Annotated in this window: 14 protein-coding genes and 1 pseudogene; 8 read left to right on the forward strand and 7 right to left on the reverse strand. The window is 59.5% G+C overall.

Features of this window, described 5'->3' with window-relative positions:
* Positions 1-9 precede the first annotated feature (9 nt).
* Complete coding sequence (rluD, locus tag E4Q08_RS05855) at positions 10-1,128, reverse strand: 23S rRNA pseudouridine(1911/1915/1917) synthase RluD (protein WP_169069743.1); 1,119 nt, start codon at positions 1,126-1,128, stop codon at positions 10-12.
* Position 1,129: 1 nt separating this feature from the next.
* On the opposite strand from rluD, the gene E4Q08_RS05860 reads away from it, so the two are divergent.
* Complete coding sequence (locus E4Q08_RS05860; protein WP_169069683.1) at positions 1,130-1,924, forward strand: outer membrane protein assembly factor BamD; 795 nt, start codon at positions 1,130-1,132, stop codon at positions 1,922-1,924.
* Positions 1,925-2,002: 78 nt separating this feature from the next.
* On the opposite strand, the gene E4Q08_RS05865 is transcribed toward E4Q08_RS05860, so the two are convergent.
* The 4 genes from E4Q08_RS05865 to E4Q08_RS05880 form a co-directional block, all read right to left on the reverse strand.
* Entirely contained in the window at positions 2,003-4,414 is a 2,412-nt protein-coding gene (locus E4Q08_RS05865; RefSeq protein WP_034919374.1) for a serine/threonine protein kinase, read from the reverse strand.
* Positions 4,415-4,507: 93 nt separating this feature from the next.
* Positions 4,508-4,963, reverse strand: coding sequence for a DUF3293 domain-containing protein (locus E4Q08_RS05870; protein WP_034919379.1), 456 nt, complete (start codon positions 4,961-4,963; stop codon positions 4,508-4,510).
* A 221-nt stretch (positions 4,964-5,184) separates the two neighbouring features.
* On the reverse strand, positions 5,185-7,713 hold the full coding sequence (locus E4Q08_RS05875) for a DUF748 domain-containing protein (protein ID WP_443984447.1): 2,529 nt from the start codon (positions 7,711-7,713) through the stop codon (positions 5,185-5,187).
* A complete protein-coding gene (locus tag E4Q08_RS05880; RefSeq protein ID WP_169069685.1) occupies positions 7,601-8,560 on the reverse strand; it encodes an AsmA family protein in 960 nt (319 codons plus the stop codon). Before E4Q08_RS05880 ends, E4Q08_RS05875 begins: the two co-directional genes overlap by 113 nt.
* Positions 8,561-8,719: 159 nt before the next feature.
* Between E4Q08_RS05880 and E4Q08_RS05885 the strand changes: the two genes are divergently transcribed.
* Entirely contained in the window at positions 8,720-9,130 is a 411-nt protein-coding gene (locus E4Q08_RS05885; protein ID WP_169069686.1) for a response regulator transcription factor, read from the forward strand.
* Positions 9,131-9,138: 8 nt separating this feature from the next.
* On the opposite strand, the pseudogene gloB reads toward E4Q08_RS05885, so the two are convergent.
* Positions 9,139-9,901: pseudogene (gene gloB / locus E4Q08_RS05890) on the reverse strand (hydroxyacylglutathione hydrolase).
* Between the two features lie 27 nt (positions 9,902-9,928).
* Between gloB and E4Q08_RS05895 the strand changes: the two are divergent.
* Genes E4Q08_RS05895 through dnaQ form a run of 3 tightly spaced genes read left to right on the forward strand, consistent with a single transcriptional unit; the run spans position 9,929 to position 11,838 of the window.
* Entirely contained in the window at positions 9,929-10,642 is a 714-nt protein-coding gene (locus E4Q08_RS05895; RefSeq protein WP_169069687.1) for a class I SAM-dependent methyltransferase, read from the forward strand.
* Positions 10,639-11,100, forward strand: coding sequence for a ribonuclease HI (gene rnhA, locus E4Q08_RS05900; RefSeq protein ID WP_034919396.1), 462 nt, complete (start codon positions 10,639-10,641; stop codon positions 11,098-11,100). The genes E4Q08_RS05895 and rnhA overlap by 4 nt, the downstream gene beginning before the upstream one ends.
* 18 nt (positions 11,101-11,118) lie before the next feature.
* On the forward strand, positions 11,119-11,838 hold the full coding sequence (dnaQ, locus tag E4Q08_RS05905; RefSeq protein ID WP_034919400.1) for a DNA polymerase III subunit epsilon: 720 nt from the start codon (positions 11,119-11,121) through the stop codon (positions 11,836-11,838).
* A 600-nt stretch (positions 11,839-12,438) separates the two neighbouring features.
* Here dnaQ and E4Q08_RS05910 read toward each other — a convergent pair.
* The gene (locus E4Q08_RS05910) at positions 12,439-12,723 is read right to left on the reverse strand and encodes a hypothetical protein (protein WP_034919406.1); all 285 of its coding nucleotides are present in this window, start codon (positions 12,721-12,723) and stop codon (positions 12,439-12,441) included.
* Between the two features lie 232 nt (positions 12,724-12,955).
* Between E4Q08_RS05910 and dusB the strand changes: the two genes are divergently transcribed.
* From dusB to purH, 3 genes are read left to right on the forward strand one after another with little or no spacing between them, the layout of a single operon-like run.
* Positions 12,956-13,996, forward strand: coding sequence for a tRNA dihydrouridine synthase DusB (gene dusB, locus E4Q08_RS05915; RefSeq protein ID WP_169069688.1), 1,041 nt, complete (start codon positions 12,956-12,958; stop codon positions 13,994-13,996).
* On the forward strand, positions 13,993-14,238 hold the full coding sequence (locus tag E4Q08_RS05920; RefSeq protein ID WP_034919415.1) for a helix-turn-helix domain-containing protein: 246 nt from the start codon (positions 13,993-13,995) through the stop codon (positions 14,236-14,238). The genes dusB and E4Q08_RS05920 overlap by 4 nt, the downstream gene beginning before the upstream one ends.
* A 42-nt stretch (positions 14,239-14,280) precedes the next feature.
* Positions 14,281-15,846, forward strand: a complete 1,566-nt coding sequence (purH, locus tag E4Q08_RS05925; RefSeq protein ID WP_169069689.1) for a bifunctional phosphoribosylaminoimidazolecarboxamide formyltransferase/IMP cyclohydrolase — start codon at positions 14,281-14,283, stop codon at positions 15,844-15,846.
* Positions 15,847-15,964 lie beyond the last annotated feature (118 nt).

The raw sequence follows: 15,964 nt of genomic DNA on the forward strand, positions 1-15,964 counted from the left end.
AGTGGCTCCTCATTGCTCATCGACTACCTCATCGTCATCGATGTAGATCACTTCCGGGCCGCCCTCCTGATCTCCATCATCCCAGGCGTCTTCATCGTCTGGATCGTATGTTGCTTCGCTGCTGCGCACTGACAGCACTTCCTGCCGCAGTGTTTCGAGCAGCGCTGCCATGTCCTCGGGCAAGCTCGATTTCCAGAATACCGCTCTACCCGTCTGCGGGTGAGTCAGAGCCAGACGACTCGCGTGCAGCGCCTGGCGAGGAAACAAGGGCCCTCGCGGCACACGACTGGCGCCACCGCCGTATGCCGGATCACCAACCAGCGGATGCCCGACCGACATCATGTGCACGCGAATCTGGTGCGTCCGCCCGGTTTCCAGCGCGCACTCGATCAGCGTACACCCGACGAACGATTCCAGCACCCGGTAGTGCGTGCGCGCCGGTTTGCCCGTCCGCACCACTGCCATGCGAGTCCGCAGGGTCGGATGCCGGCCGATTGGTGCATCCACGCTCCCCGAGCGCTCGACGATGCCCCGCGCCAAGGCCTGATAATGGCGTTTGACGGTTCGCGCCTGCAGCTGCCGTATCAGATCGGTCTGCGCCTCGAGTGTCTTGGCGACGACCATCAGACCACTGGTATCCTTGTCGAGTCGATGCACAATGCCGGCCCGCGGCACCTTGTCGAGTTGTGGAGCATAATGCAACAAGGCATTCAGCAAGGTGCCGCTCCAGTTCCCACTGCCCGGATGAACAACCAGGCCAGCCGGCTTGTCGATGACCATCATCTGCTCATCCTCGTGGACCACCTGCAAGGGAATGTCCTCCGGAGTGGACGATTCGGCACGTTCGTCAGGTGCTTCGGCAACTTCGATGGTTTCGCCACCCCACAGCTTGTATCGAGGCTCGACGATCGGCGCGTGGTTCACCACCACCCTGCCCTCGCGTATCCAGCCCTGCAAGCGGCTACGCGAATGCTGCGCCAGCAGGCGCGCAAGAATCTGGTCCAGGCGTTGGCCGCTGCACTCGCCAGGCACGATCAGGGCAATGCCGGGGTTTGAGCTATAATCGGCGTACCCGATGTCCTGCTTGCTCGCATCGGCCGATGCCTTTCTTTTCTTCGGGTTTTCCATCATGCGTAGTGTAGCGGTTATCGCAGCGCTCATTGTCGTTTCTCTGCTCTCGGGCTGTGGGCTTTTTCCCGAAGAAAAGGATGAAACCATTGGCTGGTCGGCAAACAAGCTCTATGCCGAAGCCAAGGATGCGCTCAATGACGGCTCCTATGCCAAGTCGATCAAGTACTTCGAAAAGCTCGAATCACGCTATCCCTACGGTCGCTACGCGCAACAAGCGCAAATCGACATCGCCTACGCTTACTGGAAAGATCTGGAGCCCGCGGCGGCGATTGCCGCCTGCGATCGCTTCATCAAGCTGCATCCGAATCACCCGAATGTTGATTACGTGTATTACCTGCGTGGGCTGATCAACTTCAACGAAAACCTCGGCATCATGGGCGCAATCGGCAACCAGGACATGACCGAGCGCGACCCGAAGAGCGCACGCGAGTCGTTTGACGCATTCCGCGAACTGGTCACTCGCTTTCCGGACAGCAAGTACACGCCCGATGCGATCTTGCGCATGAAGTACCTGGTCAATGCCCTGGCCTCGCTTGAACTGCACGTCGCTCGCTACTACATGAAACGAGGAGCCTATCTGGCAGCTGCGAACCGTGCCCAGTACGCGGTGTTGAACTATCCCGATACGCCGGCCACCGAGGAAGCACTTTTCATCATGGTCAAGGCCTATGACGCGCTCGGACTCACCGATCTGCGCGACGACGCCGAACGTGTCATGCGCAAGAACTTTCCAAACAGCGAATACTACGTCCGCGGTCTGGATCGTCAGGAACCATGGTGGAAACTCTGGTAGATCGGCGCGGCCGTCAAGCCATGGAAAAACGTCGACCCGGGCAGACTCTGCCTGATGGGCACCGCTCTGCCGATCACCTCAGATCGACTGCTTGATGGCTAGCACAGCCATATTGCGCAAGGTTCTCATCAAGGCCAGTTCTTTCTCGGAAATTACGATCTCGCCTGCATGTGCGCGGTCGGCATAGATCATGGCCACCCCATTGCCGTTGACGCAGAGCGGAAAAACGACAAAGGTTTCGGCAGCCACCGCCTTGCGAAACCACCCCGGGATGCGCGCTGCAATTTTCGGATCATTGGTGTCGCTGATCAGAATATCAACGCCTTTGGCAAGTGCCGCATGAAAGATATCCGGGGTAAACACGAGTGAAAATCGGAAGCTCTTGGCGATATCCAGTGCATCGGGACCAAAGCCGAAACGACCGAGCATCGAATTGCTGCGCGCTTCACGAATACACAGGATGACGCGCTTGAAGCCCTTCGCACGGTAGATGGTTTCGAGCGTGATGCGCAGCACATCATTGAGCTTGAAGCTGTTGACCAACACGTTGCTCAAATCCTGAATTCCGGCCAGCAGGATGGCTTCGCTGGCCACCGTCTCAGTCCCGGCAGCGAATTCGCCGCAATCGACCACAGGATCTGCGGCTACCCCCTCTGCAATGACATCCGAGAGAACTGTACCTGCCAGGCCATCGTCGGTACCTGGCATCAATTCGAGCGTTGGCGGACTGGTCGGCGCACCTCCCCAGGCCGTGATCTGCCTGCCGAAACGCGTCTGCTGCAGATTCAGATGAATGGTGGCGGCAAACTGCGTCACCTGCTCCAGCGATTTTTCCAGGGCACTACGCAGTTCCTGTTCGTCGAGTGCGACGGCCTCGCCGAAACGCGCCGCGATCTTGCGCAGTTCTCTCGCCTGCTGTTCGCTTGCGGTTTCCGAAATCACCGTGCATAGCTCGTTCGACAGCGCCGAGAACACCCGCAAGCGATCTTCGGGATTGAGCGAGCGGCGAATGCTGCCCGCCGGAAGCCGACGCATGCTATTGACGATCAATCTTGGAAATCCCCAGGTCTGGGCAATGCCAATGCCGAGATCCTCGAGCGAGATCCCCAGCACCTGCAGTGCTGCCGCCTCCTCGGAACAGTTTTTCTGCAGCAGCATGCGCTTCATCTCGGCGCTTTCTTCCGGGAAGTAATACTGGCTCAGCAAACGACCCAGATTGTGGAACATCGAGCAGATAAAGGCCTGCTCGATGTCCAGGCGCGCAGCGCTCTTGCCGGCAAGGTCCCTGGCCAGTACCCCGGCCAGGTTGGCACGCAGGAACTCATCCTTGAGTTGATTGGCATTGTCCTTGTTTTGCAGGTGATCGAGAAGCAACACCGTGATGGCAATGCTGCGCACCGCATCGAGACCAAGGACCACCACCGCGCGGGAAACCGTGCTGATGTTGCCGCCACCCGCCTGCTGGTAATACACCGAATTGACCATGCGCAGAAGCTTGTTGGTCAGCGAGAAATCCTTGAGGATGGTGTTCGAGACTTCGGAAATACTCTGATTCTCCGAGGCCGTGATCCGGTTGATCGCCCCGACCGACTCCGAGAGGGCCGGAAAATCGCTCTTGTGTCGCATGCGCCGCAACAGGAAATCGATCGTACTCTGCCTCGGATCGGCCGACGGCTGCAGGGTCTCCGGTGCCAGGTAGTCGTCCAGCGCCTCGCGCATCTGCCTGGCTGATTCGTAGCGACTCTGTGGATCGCGCGCCAGCGCCCGGTAGAGAAGATGCGCCAATCGCTCTTCCAGTAGGCCGCTGCTGTCTTGCGGCAGCCGGATGTCCTCGCTGGCGATCTGTTTCATCACCAGCAGAATGTCGTTCCCGGGAATCGCCCGCTTGCCGGTCAGCAACTCATAGAAAACCATGCCCGCCGAAAAAATGTCGGACCGTTCGCTGCTCGTGCGCTGCAAAATGTACTCTGGTGCCATGTAGGCCGGTGTGCCAGTCAGTTGTCCGCCGTCGCCCGACAGCGCCCCGGTACGAGCGGCGATGCCGAAATCCATCACGCGCGGCAGTTCATCGTCGTCAATCAGAATGTTGCTCGGCTTGAGGTCACGATGGATGATTCCCGCCGCATGCGCATGCGCAATTGCATCGAGGATCGCCTGCATGATCGCAATCGCTCTGGCTGGCTTCGGCGCGCCGCTCTGCGCCAGGTGCTCGGCCAGGTTTTTGCCCGGGACGTACTGGAAAACGAGATAAAGATCACCCCGTTCCTCGGCAGCCTCGAAGATCGGAACGATGTTCGGGTGGCGTAACTGGCTGACCATCCTTGCCTCATCCAGCAACTGGCGATTCTGCTGCGGATCAGAACGTGCAAAGTGGAGCGTCTTGATCGCCACTTGTCTTTGCAAATGTGGATCACGAGCGAGATAGACAATGCTCTGGGCACCTCGACCCAGTTCACGAATGATCTCGAAACGCCCAACGTGCTTGCTCACAGTGCTCCATCACCTCACAGAAAAAATATTCCAGGCGTATCCAGGCGCGCCTGCCACCGGTCAGGCAACCATAGTCACTATCCCCGGCAAGCCTCAAAGCCAGAGCAGTTTCGGTACCGAGCCCGTTCGTCCACAAACCACGGCGAGTTGACTGAACTCGCTCGCCAGCATGCGCATTTGTTGCTCGTCCGCTTGCAATACCAGATAACTCGGTTCCTCGGGCCAGATACCGTCGTCGGCAAGGTTGCTGGCGGCAAGAAAACACCAGCCCAAGGCCTGGATTCTTTCGAGCAATCGCTCCTGAGCAAGCCGGTTCTTCTCTTCAGGGAACAGCGCTGCCGGATTGTATGCCGTAACTATCCCCCAGCACATCTCGGAGGCCTTCCCAGGCTCGTCATCGCAGGCCAGATGCTGAGCGGCGGCCAGGCCAAGCAGGAAAGCGTCGAAAGCGGGGGCAGGTACGCCAATTCGCAAGGAAAAAAAGCCCTCGGGGGTCGTCACCCGATACGTCGTCGCACAAAACGCTGCTTCGAGTTCGGTTTTGCTCATTTCTCTTCTGCTGTAGCCCCTTTACTTGGAGTATTTGCCACATACTCACTCATCCGCAGCTTCTTTCCGATTACCATGAAAGTCGCGTCAGCGACTCACGAACCTCCCCTCCCCACTCGCGGGGGAGGGGTTGGGGGAGAGGGAAACGGTCATGACCTTCATGATCGGTGGTGCCTGGAAAAGTCATGACCGTTAGGACTGTCCAGATTCGCAAGGCAGTTCTATTTCAAGGACAGGGCAACTCGGCTTTCCCTGTTTGCTGCTTCCGATTTGCCATCCGTCGTCACCAGCTTCACCGGCAGCAGGAATAGGCGCTCTGCGGGAACCTCATGGGCCGCCAGCCAGTCCAGTACCGTTTTTGCCCTGCGATCGGCAAGATCTCGCAAATCTTCCTCATCCACGACGGCATTGGCGAGAATCAGTTTCTCCATTTCCTCGACCGGAAGCCCCTTCACCAGACCCACCAGATTACGCGGTTTGGGAAACTTCTCGGCACGATAGACACGCTCAAGCAGCACGGGATACTCGTTGGCAGCGATCTCGATGGCATCCGTCGAACCACTCTCGACACCCTTCCTGGTCAAATCATCCCGCTTCAGCGCCCGCAGCTTGCGATCCAGGCGATCTCGTTTCAATCCCTCGGGATCGTTCTCCGGGTCTGCACGCCCTTCGATTTCGAGCCTGAGCGCGGGCCGGTCGATCAGGGCCTTGGCCAGATTTTCCAGCCGCTGCTGTGCCGGAGGCGTGATCAATGCCTGTCCGAAAGCGAATTCGACGTTCGACAACTCCTCACCACCGCCAAATATCGATCCCAGTAAGGCAAAGGGCGAAGTCACCGCCTTGACCAGCAGGTTCACGATCACCTTGACGACCAGACCACCGACACTGAATTCGGGATCATTGAGAGAACCGGCGATCGGCAGATTGATGTCGATCTCTCCGTTGCGGTTCTTGAGCAGGGCAAGGGCGAGAGTCACCGGCAGCTTGGTCGCATCCGGACTATCTACCGCGTTGCCAAAGGTCAGCTGATCGAGAAAGACCCGATTCTCGGCAGTCAGCTGGTCATTCTGGATCTTGTACTTGACGAACAGCGACAACTTGCCTTTTTCAATCGCGTACCCGGCATACTTGCCCGAGTACGGCGACAGTGAGCTCATCTCGATCCCCTTGATATCGGCCTGAAGATCAAGATAGGGTTTGGCCGACAGCGGGTTGATCTGCCCCGATACGTTGATAGGCGCGATATTGTCGTAACTTCCGCGCAGGTCGAGGCTCGCGACGCTGTCATTCACCGAGGACAGCCCGCTGATGCTTCCACCAATTTTCCTGAGATTGGCCGAGTAGTTCGGCTTGATGAAATTGTCGCTGAACCGGATATCGCCGTTCTGCAGCGTGATCTTGCCAATCTTGATCGGCAGCGATGGCTTGCCGCTGGCGACCAGCGGCGCCACCGCCGTACCTGCACCGGCAAGCCCCTCCGCTTGCGCCGACAACTTGGCTGCCACGGCAGATGGTGCTGCGTCGGTCTGGCGAACGATCTGCAACAGGTTCAGCTGGCCCTGACGGCTGATGATCACGCGCGCAAAAAAATCAGCGAGCGCCACATCGCCAATCGACAGCGAATCCGGATTCAGGCGCACATCGATCTTGCCGAGGTAGAGGGACTTCCACTTGAGGAAATCGGCGGAATTGATCTTGTCCACCGCGTAGAAATCGCCTACCGTCACCTGCCCGGAGACTCCCCCAGCCAGCGTGGCCGCGTCGACGGCGCCGGTCCCGACCTGGCGCAACTGCACGACTCCGTTCAGCGTCACCTGGCCGCGGGTGACATCGATGTTCAGCCGCTCGGTAAAGTAGGGTTGCAGTGGCAAGAGTTCCAGCGTCTTGACGGCCACCTTGAGGTCCAGATCGAGCGGGAAGACCTTCACGCTGCCAGCAGCCTCGACCTCTCCCTTGCGATTGAGCCGCAAACGCGTCGACACCCTGGCGGTCCTGCCGGGTTCGGTGGACAGGTTTTCGGCATCAATGCTCATGCCTTCAATGGTGTGCGTCGCCACCGGCGAGACAGCCGCATCCTCGAAACGCAGCCCGAGGTCTTCACCGCGGTACTTGGCGACGCTCACCTGCCATGGGCGCAAGGAATCCTTCTGCGAAGCCTTGACCACACGCAAGGAAGGAGGCTCGACAAACTCGATGCTGCCGTCGGCAGCGCGCCGAATCAGCAAGCTGGCGCCGCGTGCCGCGACCTCATCGATCACCACTTCACGCTTGGCCAGATCCAGCCGACCTCCCTTGACCGAGAAAGCATCGACCTTGATCCACTGGGCAGCCTGCAGGCGCCAGGCGGCAGCGAACTCGGCCGCAGCGCCACCCTTGGAATCCAGTTTCTGCAAGGCAAGATCGATTCCTTCGACGCTCGCATGGAATGGCTTGCCATGCGACTCGTCGAGCCAGCGCAGCGCACCGCCGGTGAGCTTCGCTTCGCCCAGCGACCACGCGAGCGGTGCAGGCTGCACATCCGGCGCAGCCCCCTCGTGGGCTGCGAGTTCTGAGAGTTCCCTGCTGAAGAAATCGATCCAGTTGATCGTGCCCTGCCGACTGACCCGCGCATGGATCTCGGGCGAATCGACGGCTACCCTATCGATCACGAAGTTTCGATTGATCGGATCCAGAGACCCAAGCTGAACGTCGATGCGCTTCAGGGACAGCAGTGGTGAACCTGAAGAATCCTGGACGTTCAGATCCCGAATGGCGACATTGCCTGCGAGACCAACGGTCGAATGCTGGTCGTCCTGTCGGCGAAAAAACCAGCTTCAAGTCACTGTCGAGGGCACCGGAGACGACCTGAATCGGCAAGCGAATCGGCACATAAGCAATATATCTGCCCAGTTGCACATCACGAAAATCAAACGCCAACTCGCTGTCGATCGATTTTGCGAAAGGTTTGCTCCTGCCCTGGACGAGTAGTGGCGAGCCATCGATCGACGCCGAAAAAGCTGGCTCGACATAGATCTCGGTGGCCTGGGGCAAGCTCGAGATAAACGGCAGCGCAATGTTAATCTCGTCAATGAGGTGCTTTCCCCCGTTGGCCTGATCGTCGAATTCGAGCCTGCCGCCAGTGATCTGGATGTTGTTGAGTGAAAAAAGCGAGACAGGATCATTGGACTCCGGCTTGCCCATCCACTCGTCGATCAGATCAGAGAAGTTGAAGCGTCCGTCAGGCAGACGCACGACCTTCAAGGCCGGCCCCTCCAGTTTCAGCTCACTGATTACCGGGCCACCACGCCACAGCGAAGTCGATTCGACGTTGACATACAGGCGGTCAAATCCCAGAACCTTCTCTCCTCCCCCTTTTTCCTGAATCGCAAGTCCGACAACTTGCAAGGACAGCGCATAGGGGTTTATGCTGATGCTGTCAACGGTTACCGGTCGGTGCAAGGCCTCGGAGAGTTTCTCGACAAGCGTCGATTGCACGAGCGGAGGCAGTGCAAAATAGCCCAAAGCACCGATGACCAGCACGCAAAGTATAACGCGCAACCCGTATTTTCTGAGGCTCATGGAGGCGGTGGCAGTGGCGGTACGGTTTTTTTCGGTCATGACAGCTGGCCGCAGGCAGGCTGGGGAAAACACCAATTTAGCACGACGAGGCTTTTCCCGCACTCGCCTTGCGACAAGCGCCGAGCCGCAGCGTAGCCACCGGCTTGCGGCTGGACGCTTCCGGCCACGGATTCCGACAAGTTTTCACAGGCACGCAGGATGAACTCATCGTCGCTTCAGCGAGTCCTCATCGTCGATGACAACGATCTGATGCGGACGCTGCTGCGCACCATTCTGCGCAGCAAGCGATACGAGGTCATTGGCGAAGCGAGGAATGGTGTCGCCGCACTCGAACTCGTAGAGCGCCTGCGGCCCGATATCATCTGCCTGGATATCCTGATGCCCGAGATCGGTGGCCTCGAGGCCCTGCAGACGATCAGGGCCACGCACCCGGAGATCGTCGTCGTGATGATCACCGGCAGCCCCAGCGTGGACAACGTCCGGGAAGCGATTCAGGGCGGCGCCAGTGGCTTCATCATCAAGCCGTTCAACGCCGGCAAGGTGCTCAACACGGTCAGCCGGGCGTGGCAGTCAGCCAGGCGACTCACTACGCCCGACGAAAGCGGCTGAACGAACGTTCAGAAGTGGTTCTTCCACTCGCGCAGTGCAGCAAATACCGCCACTTCATCGCGCGCCGCAGGCACTCTGCTGCGGGCTGAAGCCACCACTTCCGGTTCGCCACAACGCAGAAAGGGATTGCTCGCCTTCTCGATGGCAATCGTCGATGGCAGCGTAGCCCCCCCCCCTGGCAAGAGTCGCAGCAACTTCCTCGAAACGGCTTTGCAGCCGCCGATTCCCGGGCTCGACCGCCAGCGCAAAGCGCAGATTCGCCTGCGTGTACTCATGGGCGCAATACACCGCTGTGTCATCCGGCAGCGCGGCCAGACGAGCCAGCGAATCAGCCATCTGTGCGGCGGTCCCCTCGAACAGACGGCCACAGCCACCGGCGAACAAGGTGTCGCCACAGAACAGGCAGCCTGAGCCATAATACGCAATGTGTCCAAGCGTGTGTCCGGGCACTGCGATCACCTGAAATTCGATGTCGCAAGGCGCAATGCTCACCGTGTCGCCACCACGCAAGGGTTTGCTGATACCGGCAATCGACTCCGCTGCTGGACCAAAGACCTCGGCGGAATGCTGTGCCAGCAATCCGGCAACCCCGCCCTGATGATCGGCGTGGTGATGGGTGATGAGAATGGCGCTCAACGACAAACCCTCTCGCTCGAGCACGTCGAGAACGGGGCGCGCATCGCCAGGATCAACCACAGTTGCTGTCGCGCCCTTGCGCAACAACCAGATGTAGTTATCCTTGAAGGCTGGAATCCGGGTAACTTTGAACATTGGTCGATTTTGGAAGAACTGCGGAAAATGTCAATCCCTGGCTTCGACACCTGGCTGGAAAGCCCGCAAGGGCGCTACGTCATGGCTTGGGAGCAAGCCAGGATCGACGCGGTCGTCGCCGACCTTTTTGGCTACAATGCCGTCCAGCTGGGTCTCCCACAGTGCGATCTGCTTGCCCAGAACCGTATCCCCCTCCGACAGGTGGCAGACGATTCGGGCCAGGTCGATGTCTTCTGCGATTTTCGGCAACTTCCCTTCGCGGCACACAGCATCGATCTGGTGGTCATGCCGCATGTCCTTGAGTTCCGTGCGGACCCACACCAGATTCTGCGCGAAGTTGAGCGCGTCCTGATCCCGGAAGGCGAAGTGCTGATTACCGGTTTCAACCCGATTTCCATCTGGGGTCTGCGCCGTGCTCTGCCGAACTGCCCCGGCCATTTTCCGTGGAACGGCCACTACCTGTCGGTACGGCGTCTCAAGGACTGGCTGCAACTGCTCGGCTTCGAGGTCGAACGGGGTACTTTTGGCTGTTATTCACCGCCATGCACACATGAGCACTGGCTGAAGCGTTGGCACTTCATGGAAGCCGCCGGCGATCGCTGGTGGGCTTTTGCCGGCGGCGTCTATCTGCTGCGTGCGATCAAGCGCGTGCATGGCATGCGTCTGATCCTGCCGAGCTGGAAGCAACAGCGGTCCCCTCGTAAGGCATTGTCCATAGTCAGCAAAAAGGAAATCCCATGAGCGATGAAGAAGTCGTCACCATCTACGCCGACGGTGGCTGTCGCGGCAACCCTGGACCCGGCGGCTGGGGCGTTCTCCTGCGGGCTGGCGATCGGGAGAAGGAACTCTGGGGTGGTGAAGTGGCCACCACCAACAACAGGATGGAACTGACTGCCGCGATACGTGCCCTCGAAGCGCTGAAGAGACCGGCGACAGTCAATCTGCATACCGATTCGCAGTATGTGCAAAAAGGCATCAGCGAGTGGATTCACAACTGGAAGCGCAATGGCTGGCGCACTGCCGACAAGAAGCCGGTCAAGAACGCCGACCTCTGGCAGCGTCTTGATGAGCTGACTGGCCAGCACCGGATCAAATGGTCCTGGGTCAAGGGGCATGCCGGGCACAGCGGCAATGAACGCGCCGACGCTCTGGCCAATCGCGCCATGGACGAGCTGTCAATTACCCGCAAGCCGCAATAGACCTCAAGGAAGACGAACATGCGCCAGATTTTCCTGGACACTGAAACGACCGGCCTGGAGCACAAGCTCGGACACCGCATCATCGAAATCGCCGGCGTCGAGATGCGCAATCGGCGCCTGACCAACCGACACTTCCACAGCTATCTGAATCCGGAGAGGGATATCGATTCTGGCGCCCTCTCGGTGCACGGGATCAGTCGCGAGTTTCTGCTCGACAAACCGCGCTTTGCCGATATTGCGGCGGAGTTCCTCGACTTTGTGCGCGATGCTGAACTCGTCATTCACAACGCCGCTTTCGACGTCGGTTTCCTGAACGCCGAACTGGCGCTGCTCGACATGGCGCCGGTGAACACGGTCTGCCACGGTGTGTGCGACACCCTGCGCATGGCCAAGGATCTACACCCCGGAAAGAAGAACAACCTCAACGCGCTTTGCGACCGCTACGGAGTAGACAACTCGCACCGCACGCTGCACGGTGCCTTGCTCGATGCCGAGATTCTTGCCGAGGTCTATCTGGCAATGACCCGCGGTCAGGAAAGCCTGATCATGGATCTTGGCGACGACAAAACGAACGGGATCGACGCTGCCGGAACCTTCAGCCCCGGCAGGCAGCGTCGGGCACAGCAGGTCCGGCGCGCCAGCCAGGAAGAACTTGCTGTGCACGAGCAGCTATTAGCAGCCATTGAACAAGCCAGCAAAGGCAAGTGCCTGTGGCTACGAACCGGGAGCACTGGCTGATTTGACACCACTTTTGGCAAGCGCTGGCTGTCGGCATGCGGTCACAGCGCCATTTACTCGGTGGCGGTGCTGAGCACGCAACCGAGTCAGCCTTCGCTTGGGGTCTCGGGTGGACGCCTTGGCCGCCGAACATGTCGCTTTGGCGGTCGCGCGTCGGGCGATCGTAGGTCAGGCTGCGCCTCCGCTGCGGGTTCGGTTCTGGCAGCAGGCGGGCGCGGGTCCGGCCTCTGGGTGGCAGGCCGGGCCCCGGTCTTGCGCTGGTCCGGGCGACGGACCTGACCGGGAGTTCCTTGGCGCTTCTCCGGTTGGCGGTCCGAAGGACGCTCGGACTCGCGGTTTCCCGGAGCAAGGGTGATCTCGATCTCGATCAGTTCATCCCATTGCTCGTCGGTGCGATCGCGCTCAGGGATGGCGAGAAGTTCACGGAGCCGCCGACGCGGGTCCTGGGGAGGTGAGTCGTTCATACCGACATTATGACTCACCTCGCCACCGTCGTTCAACAAGCATCAACGTTGTGCAAACGTCGGAGGGGTCGAAACTGTTGGAAGAGACCGGTCTGTTGAGGCAACGAACCGGCGGCACAGCCACTTTCGGGACTGGTCAGTGCTCAGCCCGCAGGCTGGCAGCAAAGGTGGTCTGCCAAATTTCAGGAAACTGGAAGCGCGCAAAGGCGCGGTGAATATCCGCCTCGTTCACGCCACTACTACTATCTTGAAAACGAATCCCCAAAGGACGGCCATTGGCTGCCAGCGTAGCGAAAGCAAAGCGCCAACGCTGAGCTTCGGCCAAGCGCTCGCGCAACTCACCTTCATTGCTGATTTCCACACCCGCCTGCTTGAGTGAATCGAGAAACTGGTCAAAAGACTCGCTGCTTAGGCTACCCATTGTATTCTCCTGTCGAAGTATATTTTCCTGCCATCCATGCTGGGATAACGCTCTCTTCTGGTGGCGGTTGACAACTGGCATAAAGAAAACCGCTAGCGAGGATCGGCGATCCGGCCGGTGAACAGGCGAAAATGCCCCTTCGCGCCTCACCCGGAGGCAAGAAGTGTCTGTTTTCGCGGCAGCAATCGCGGTAGAATCCGGGTCTTGCCTTGCCCTCCGGCACCTCACCAGCATGGAATTTCTCGGTTTTTCGCTTCGCAATCAGTTGTTCGTCGCGCCGATGGCGGGCGTCACCGATCGCCCCTTCAGGCAACTCTGCAAGCGCATGGGTGCGGGTTTGGCCGTGTCCGAGATGGTCACTTCAAACTCCCTGCTGTATGGCAGCATGAAGACCCAACGCCGTGCCAACCATGCGGGCGAGCTTGCCCCGATCTCGGTACAGATCGCCGGCGCCAGTCCCTCGATGATGGCCGCTGCGGCACGCTACAATGTTGAACGAGGTGCCCAGATCATCGACATCAACATGGGCTGCCCGGCGAAGAAAATCTGCAACGTCATGGCCGGTTCCGCCCTGCTCAGGGACGAACCGCTGGTCCGGCAGATTCTTGAAGCCGTCGTCAATGCCGTACCGGGCACACCGGTGACGCTGAAGATCCGTACCGGCTGGGACAAGAACAGTCGCAACGCCCTGAGTATCCTCGAGATCGCCGAGCAGTCAGGTATCAGAGCTCTGGCGATGCACGGCCGCACGCGCGCCTGCGGCTACAGCGGCCAGGCCGAATATGAGACGATCCGGGCAGCGAAAGCCGTAGCGACAATTCCCATCATCGCCAACGGCGACATCGGCTCTCCGGAACAGGCAAAGCATGTTCTTGATACTACCCATGCCGACGCGCTGATGATCGGCCGCGCCGCGCAGGGGCGCCCATGGCTGTTCCGCGAGATCGAGCATTTCCTGAACACCGGGACGCACCTGCCGCCACCCCTGGTCAGTGAAATTCACGAGGTGCTGCTCGAACACCTTGAGGATCTATATCTCTTTTACGGCGTCGACACCGGTGTCGGTATCGCACGCAAGCATATTTCCTGGTATACCAGGGGTCTGGTCGGCTCGGCGGCTTTCCGTCACAGGATGAACCAGTTGCCGACCATCGAACTGCAAAGACAGGCAGTCCATGATTTTTTCTCCGCCCTCGCTGAACACCACGAGCATCTGAGCTACGTCAGCTCTGCCCCTTCACCGCATGCCAACTTCGAGGATCTCGCAGCATGAAGCGCAACGATGATGACCATATCGCAACTTGCGTCGGCAAGGCGCTGGAAAACTATTTTCAACAGCTTGAAGGCGAGAAGCCGGCTGCAGTTTACGCGATGGTGATCAAGAGCGTCGAGCGCCCAATGCTTGAAGTCGTTCTCAAACAGGCCGGCGGCAACCAGACCTTGGCGGCCGAGATCCTCGGGATCAATCGCAACACACTGCGCAAGAAACTGCTCGACCACAAGCTGATCGACTGAACATTCCTTTTACCCTTTTCTAAGAGCTGCCACCTGCCCACCATGAAAATCCGCCAAGCCCTGATCAGCCTCTCCAACAAGAATGGCGCCCTCGAATTCGCGCAGGGCCTGATCGCCCACGATGTCAAACTGTTATCGACCGGTGGCACCGCTCGGATGCTCCGCGACGCCGGCCTACCAGTCACCGAGGTGAGCGATTACACGGGTTTCCCGGAAATGCTCGACGGCCGCGTCAAGACCCTGCATCCGAAGGTACATGCTGGCATCCTGGCGCGTCGCGATCTGCCCGAGCACATGGCTACGCTTGAACGGCACGGCATCCCGACCATCGATCTGGTGTGTGTGAATCTCTACCCCTTTCGTGAAACCATCGCCCAGGCCGGCGTCACCCTCGCCGAGGCAATCGAGAACATCGACATCGGCGGTCCGGCCATGCTGCGTTCGTCCGCCAAGAACTACCCCGGCGTGGCCGTGGTCACCGATCCAGAGGACTACTCTACTCTGCTCGCCGAGATGGCGGCCAGCGATGGTGCACTGAGTCTCGGCACACGCTTCGCGCTGGCCAAAAAGGCCTTTGCGCACACTGCGCGCTACGACGCGGCGATCGCCAACTGGCTGACTTCGCTCGACGCATCGAACCAGGCCGGGCCGTTTCCCGATTCTCTGCAACTTGCTTTCGATCGCGTCGAGACGCTGCGTTACGGCGAGAATCCGCACCAGCAGGCAGCCTTCTACCGCGATCCCACACCATTGGCGGGTTCGATCGCCAACTACCGGCAGTTGCAGGGCAAAGAACTCTCATACAACAACATCGCCGATGCCGACGCCGCCTGGGAATGTGTCAAGACTTTCGACACTCCCGCCTGCGTGATCATCAAACACGCCAATCCCTGCGGCGTGGCGATCGATCTCAGCCTCCTGTCTGCCTACGAAAAAGCCTTCCAGACCGACTCGACTTCCGCCTTTGGCGGCATCATCGCTTTCAACGGCACGGTAGACGCCGATGTCGTGGCCGCCATGAATGCTCGCAAACATTTCGTCGAAGTCCTGCTGGCACCGGCTTTCAGCGACGCCGCCCGCGCGCTGCTGGCCACCAAACAGAATCTGCGCGTCCTCGAACTGCCGCTGGCCAGGGGCCAGCATACTTTCGAAATGAAGCGTGTCGGTGGCGGGTTGCTGCTGCAGACGCCCGACCGCTTCAACGTCCAGGCCTCCGACCTGAGGGTAGTGAGCAAACTCGCACCGACCGATGCGCAGATCGAGGATCTTCTTTTCGCCTATCGCGTTGCCAAGTTCGTCAAGTCCAATGCCATCGTATTCTGCGGACGCGGCATGACCCTCGGTGTTGGCGCCGGCCAGATGAGCCGCGTCGATTCGGCTCGCATCGCCGCCAACAAAGCGCAGAATGCCGGCCTCGACCTGGCAGGTTCCTGTGTCGCCTCCGATGCTTTCTTCCCCTTCCGCGACGGGCTTGACGTTCTGGCGGCTGCAGGCGCCAAGGCAGTCATCCAGCCAGGTGGCTCGATGCGTGACGAGGAGGTGATCGCTGCCGCCGACGAGCATGGCCTGACAATGGTGTTCACCGGTGCCCGGCACTTCCGGCACTGATTCTCGAGCGAGCGACAGCGGGGGAAGATGTGGTGCAGAAGATTGTGAACAGGCTTATCAGTGCCTGGGTACGGCGCAGTTTGACGGGTGCGCACCAACGGGCACACACAGCAGTTCT

The organism is Candidatus Accumulibacter contiguus, from assembly GCF_012940005.1.
Taxonomy (GTDB): domain Bacteria; phylum Pseudomonadota; class Gammaproteobacteria; order Burkholderiales; family Rhodocyclaceae; genus Accumulibacter; species Accumulibacter contiguus.

Excerpts from the sequence above, each read along its gene's own strand:
- rnhA (WP_034919396.1), top strand. The coding sequence starts at position 10,639 with ATGAGCGATGAAGAAGTCGTCACCATCTACGCCGACGGTGGCTGTCGC.
- E4Q08_RS05880 (WP_169069685.1), bottom strand. The coding sequence starts at position 8,560 with ATGACCGAAAAAAACCGTACCGCCACTGCCACCGCCTCCATGAGCCTC.
- E4Q08_RS05910 (WP_034919406.1), bottom strand. The coding sequence starts at position 12,723 with ATGGGTAGCCTAAGCAGCGAGTCTTTTGACCAGTTTCTCGATTCACTC.
- dnaQ (WP_034919400.1), top strand. The coding sequence starts at position 11,119 with ATGCGCCAGATTTTCCTGGACACTGAAACGACCGGCCTGGAGCACAAG.
- E4Q08_RS05920 (WP_034919415.1), top strand. The coding sequence starts at position 13,993 with ATGAAGCGCAACGATGATGACCATATCGCAACTTGCGTCGGCAAGGCG.
- E4Q08_RS05895 (WP_169069687.1), top strand. The coding sequence starts at position 9,929 with ATGTCAATCCCTGGCTTCGACACCTGGCTGGAAAGCCCGCAAGGGCGC.
- purH (WP_169069689.1), top strand. The coding sequence starts at position 14,281 with ATGAAAATCCGCCAAGCCCTGATCAGCCTCTCCAACAAGAATGGCGCC.
- dusB (WP_169069688.1), top strand. The coding sequence starts at position 12,956 with ATGGAATTTCTCGGTTTTTCGCTTCGCAATCAGTTGTTCGTCGCGCCG.
- rluD (WP_169069743.1), bottom strand. The coding sequence starts at position 1,128 with ATGGAAAACCCGAAGAAAAGAAAGGCATCGGCCGATGCGAGCAAGCAG.
- E4Q08_RS05870 (WP_034919379.1), bottom strand. The coding sequence starts at position 4,963 with ATGAGCAAAACCGAACTCGAAGCAGCGTTTTGTGCGACGACGTATCGG.
- E4Q08_RS05885 (WP_169069686.1), top strand. The coding sequence starts at position 8,720 with ATGAACTCATCGTCGCTTCAGCGAGTCCTCATCGTCGATGACAACGAT.
- E4Q08_RS05860 (WP_169069683.1), top strand. The coding sequence starts at position 1,130 with ATGCGTAGTGTAGCGGTTATCGCAGCGCTCATTGTCGTTTCTCTGCTC.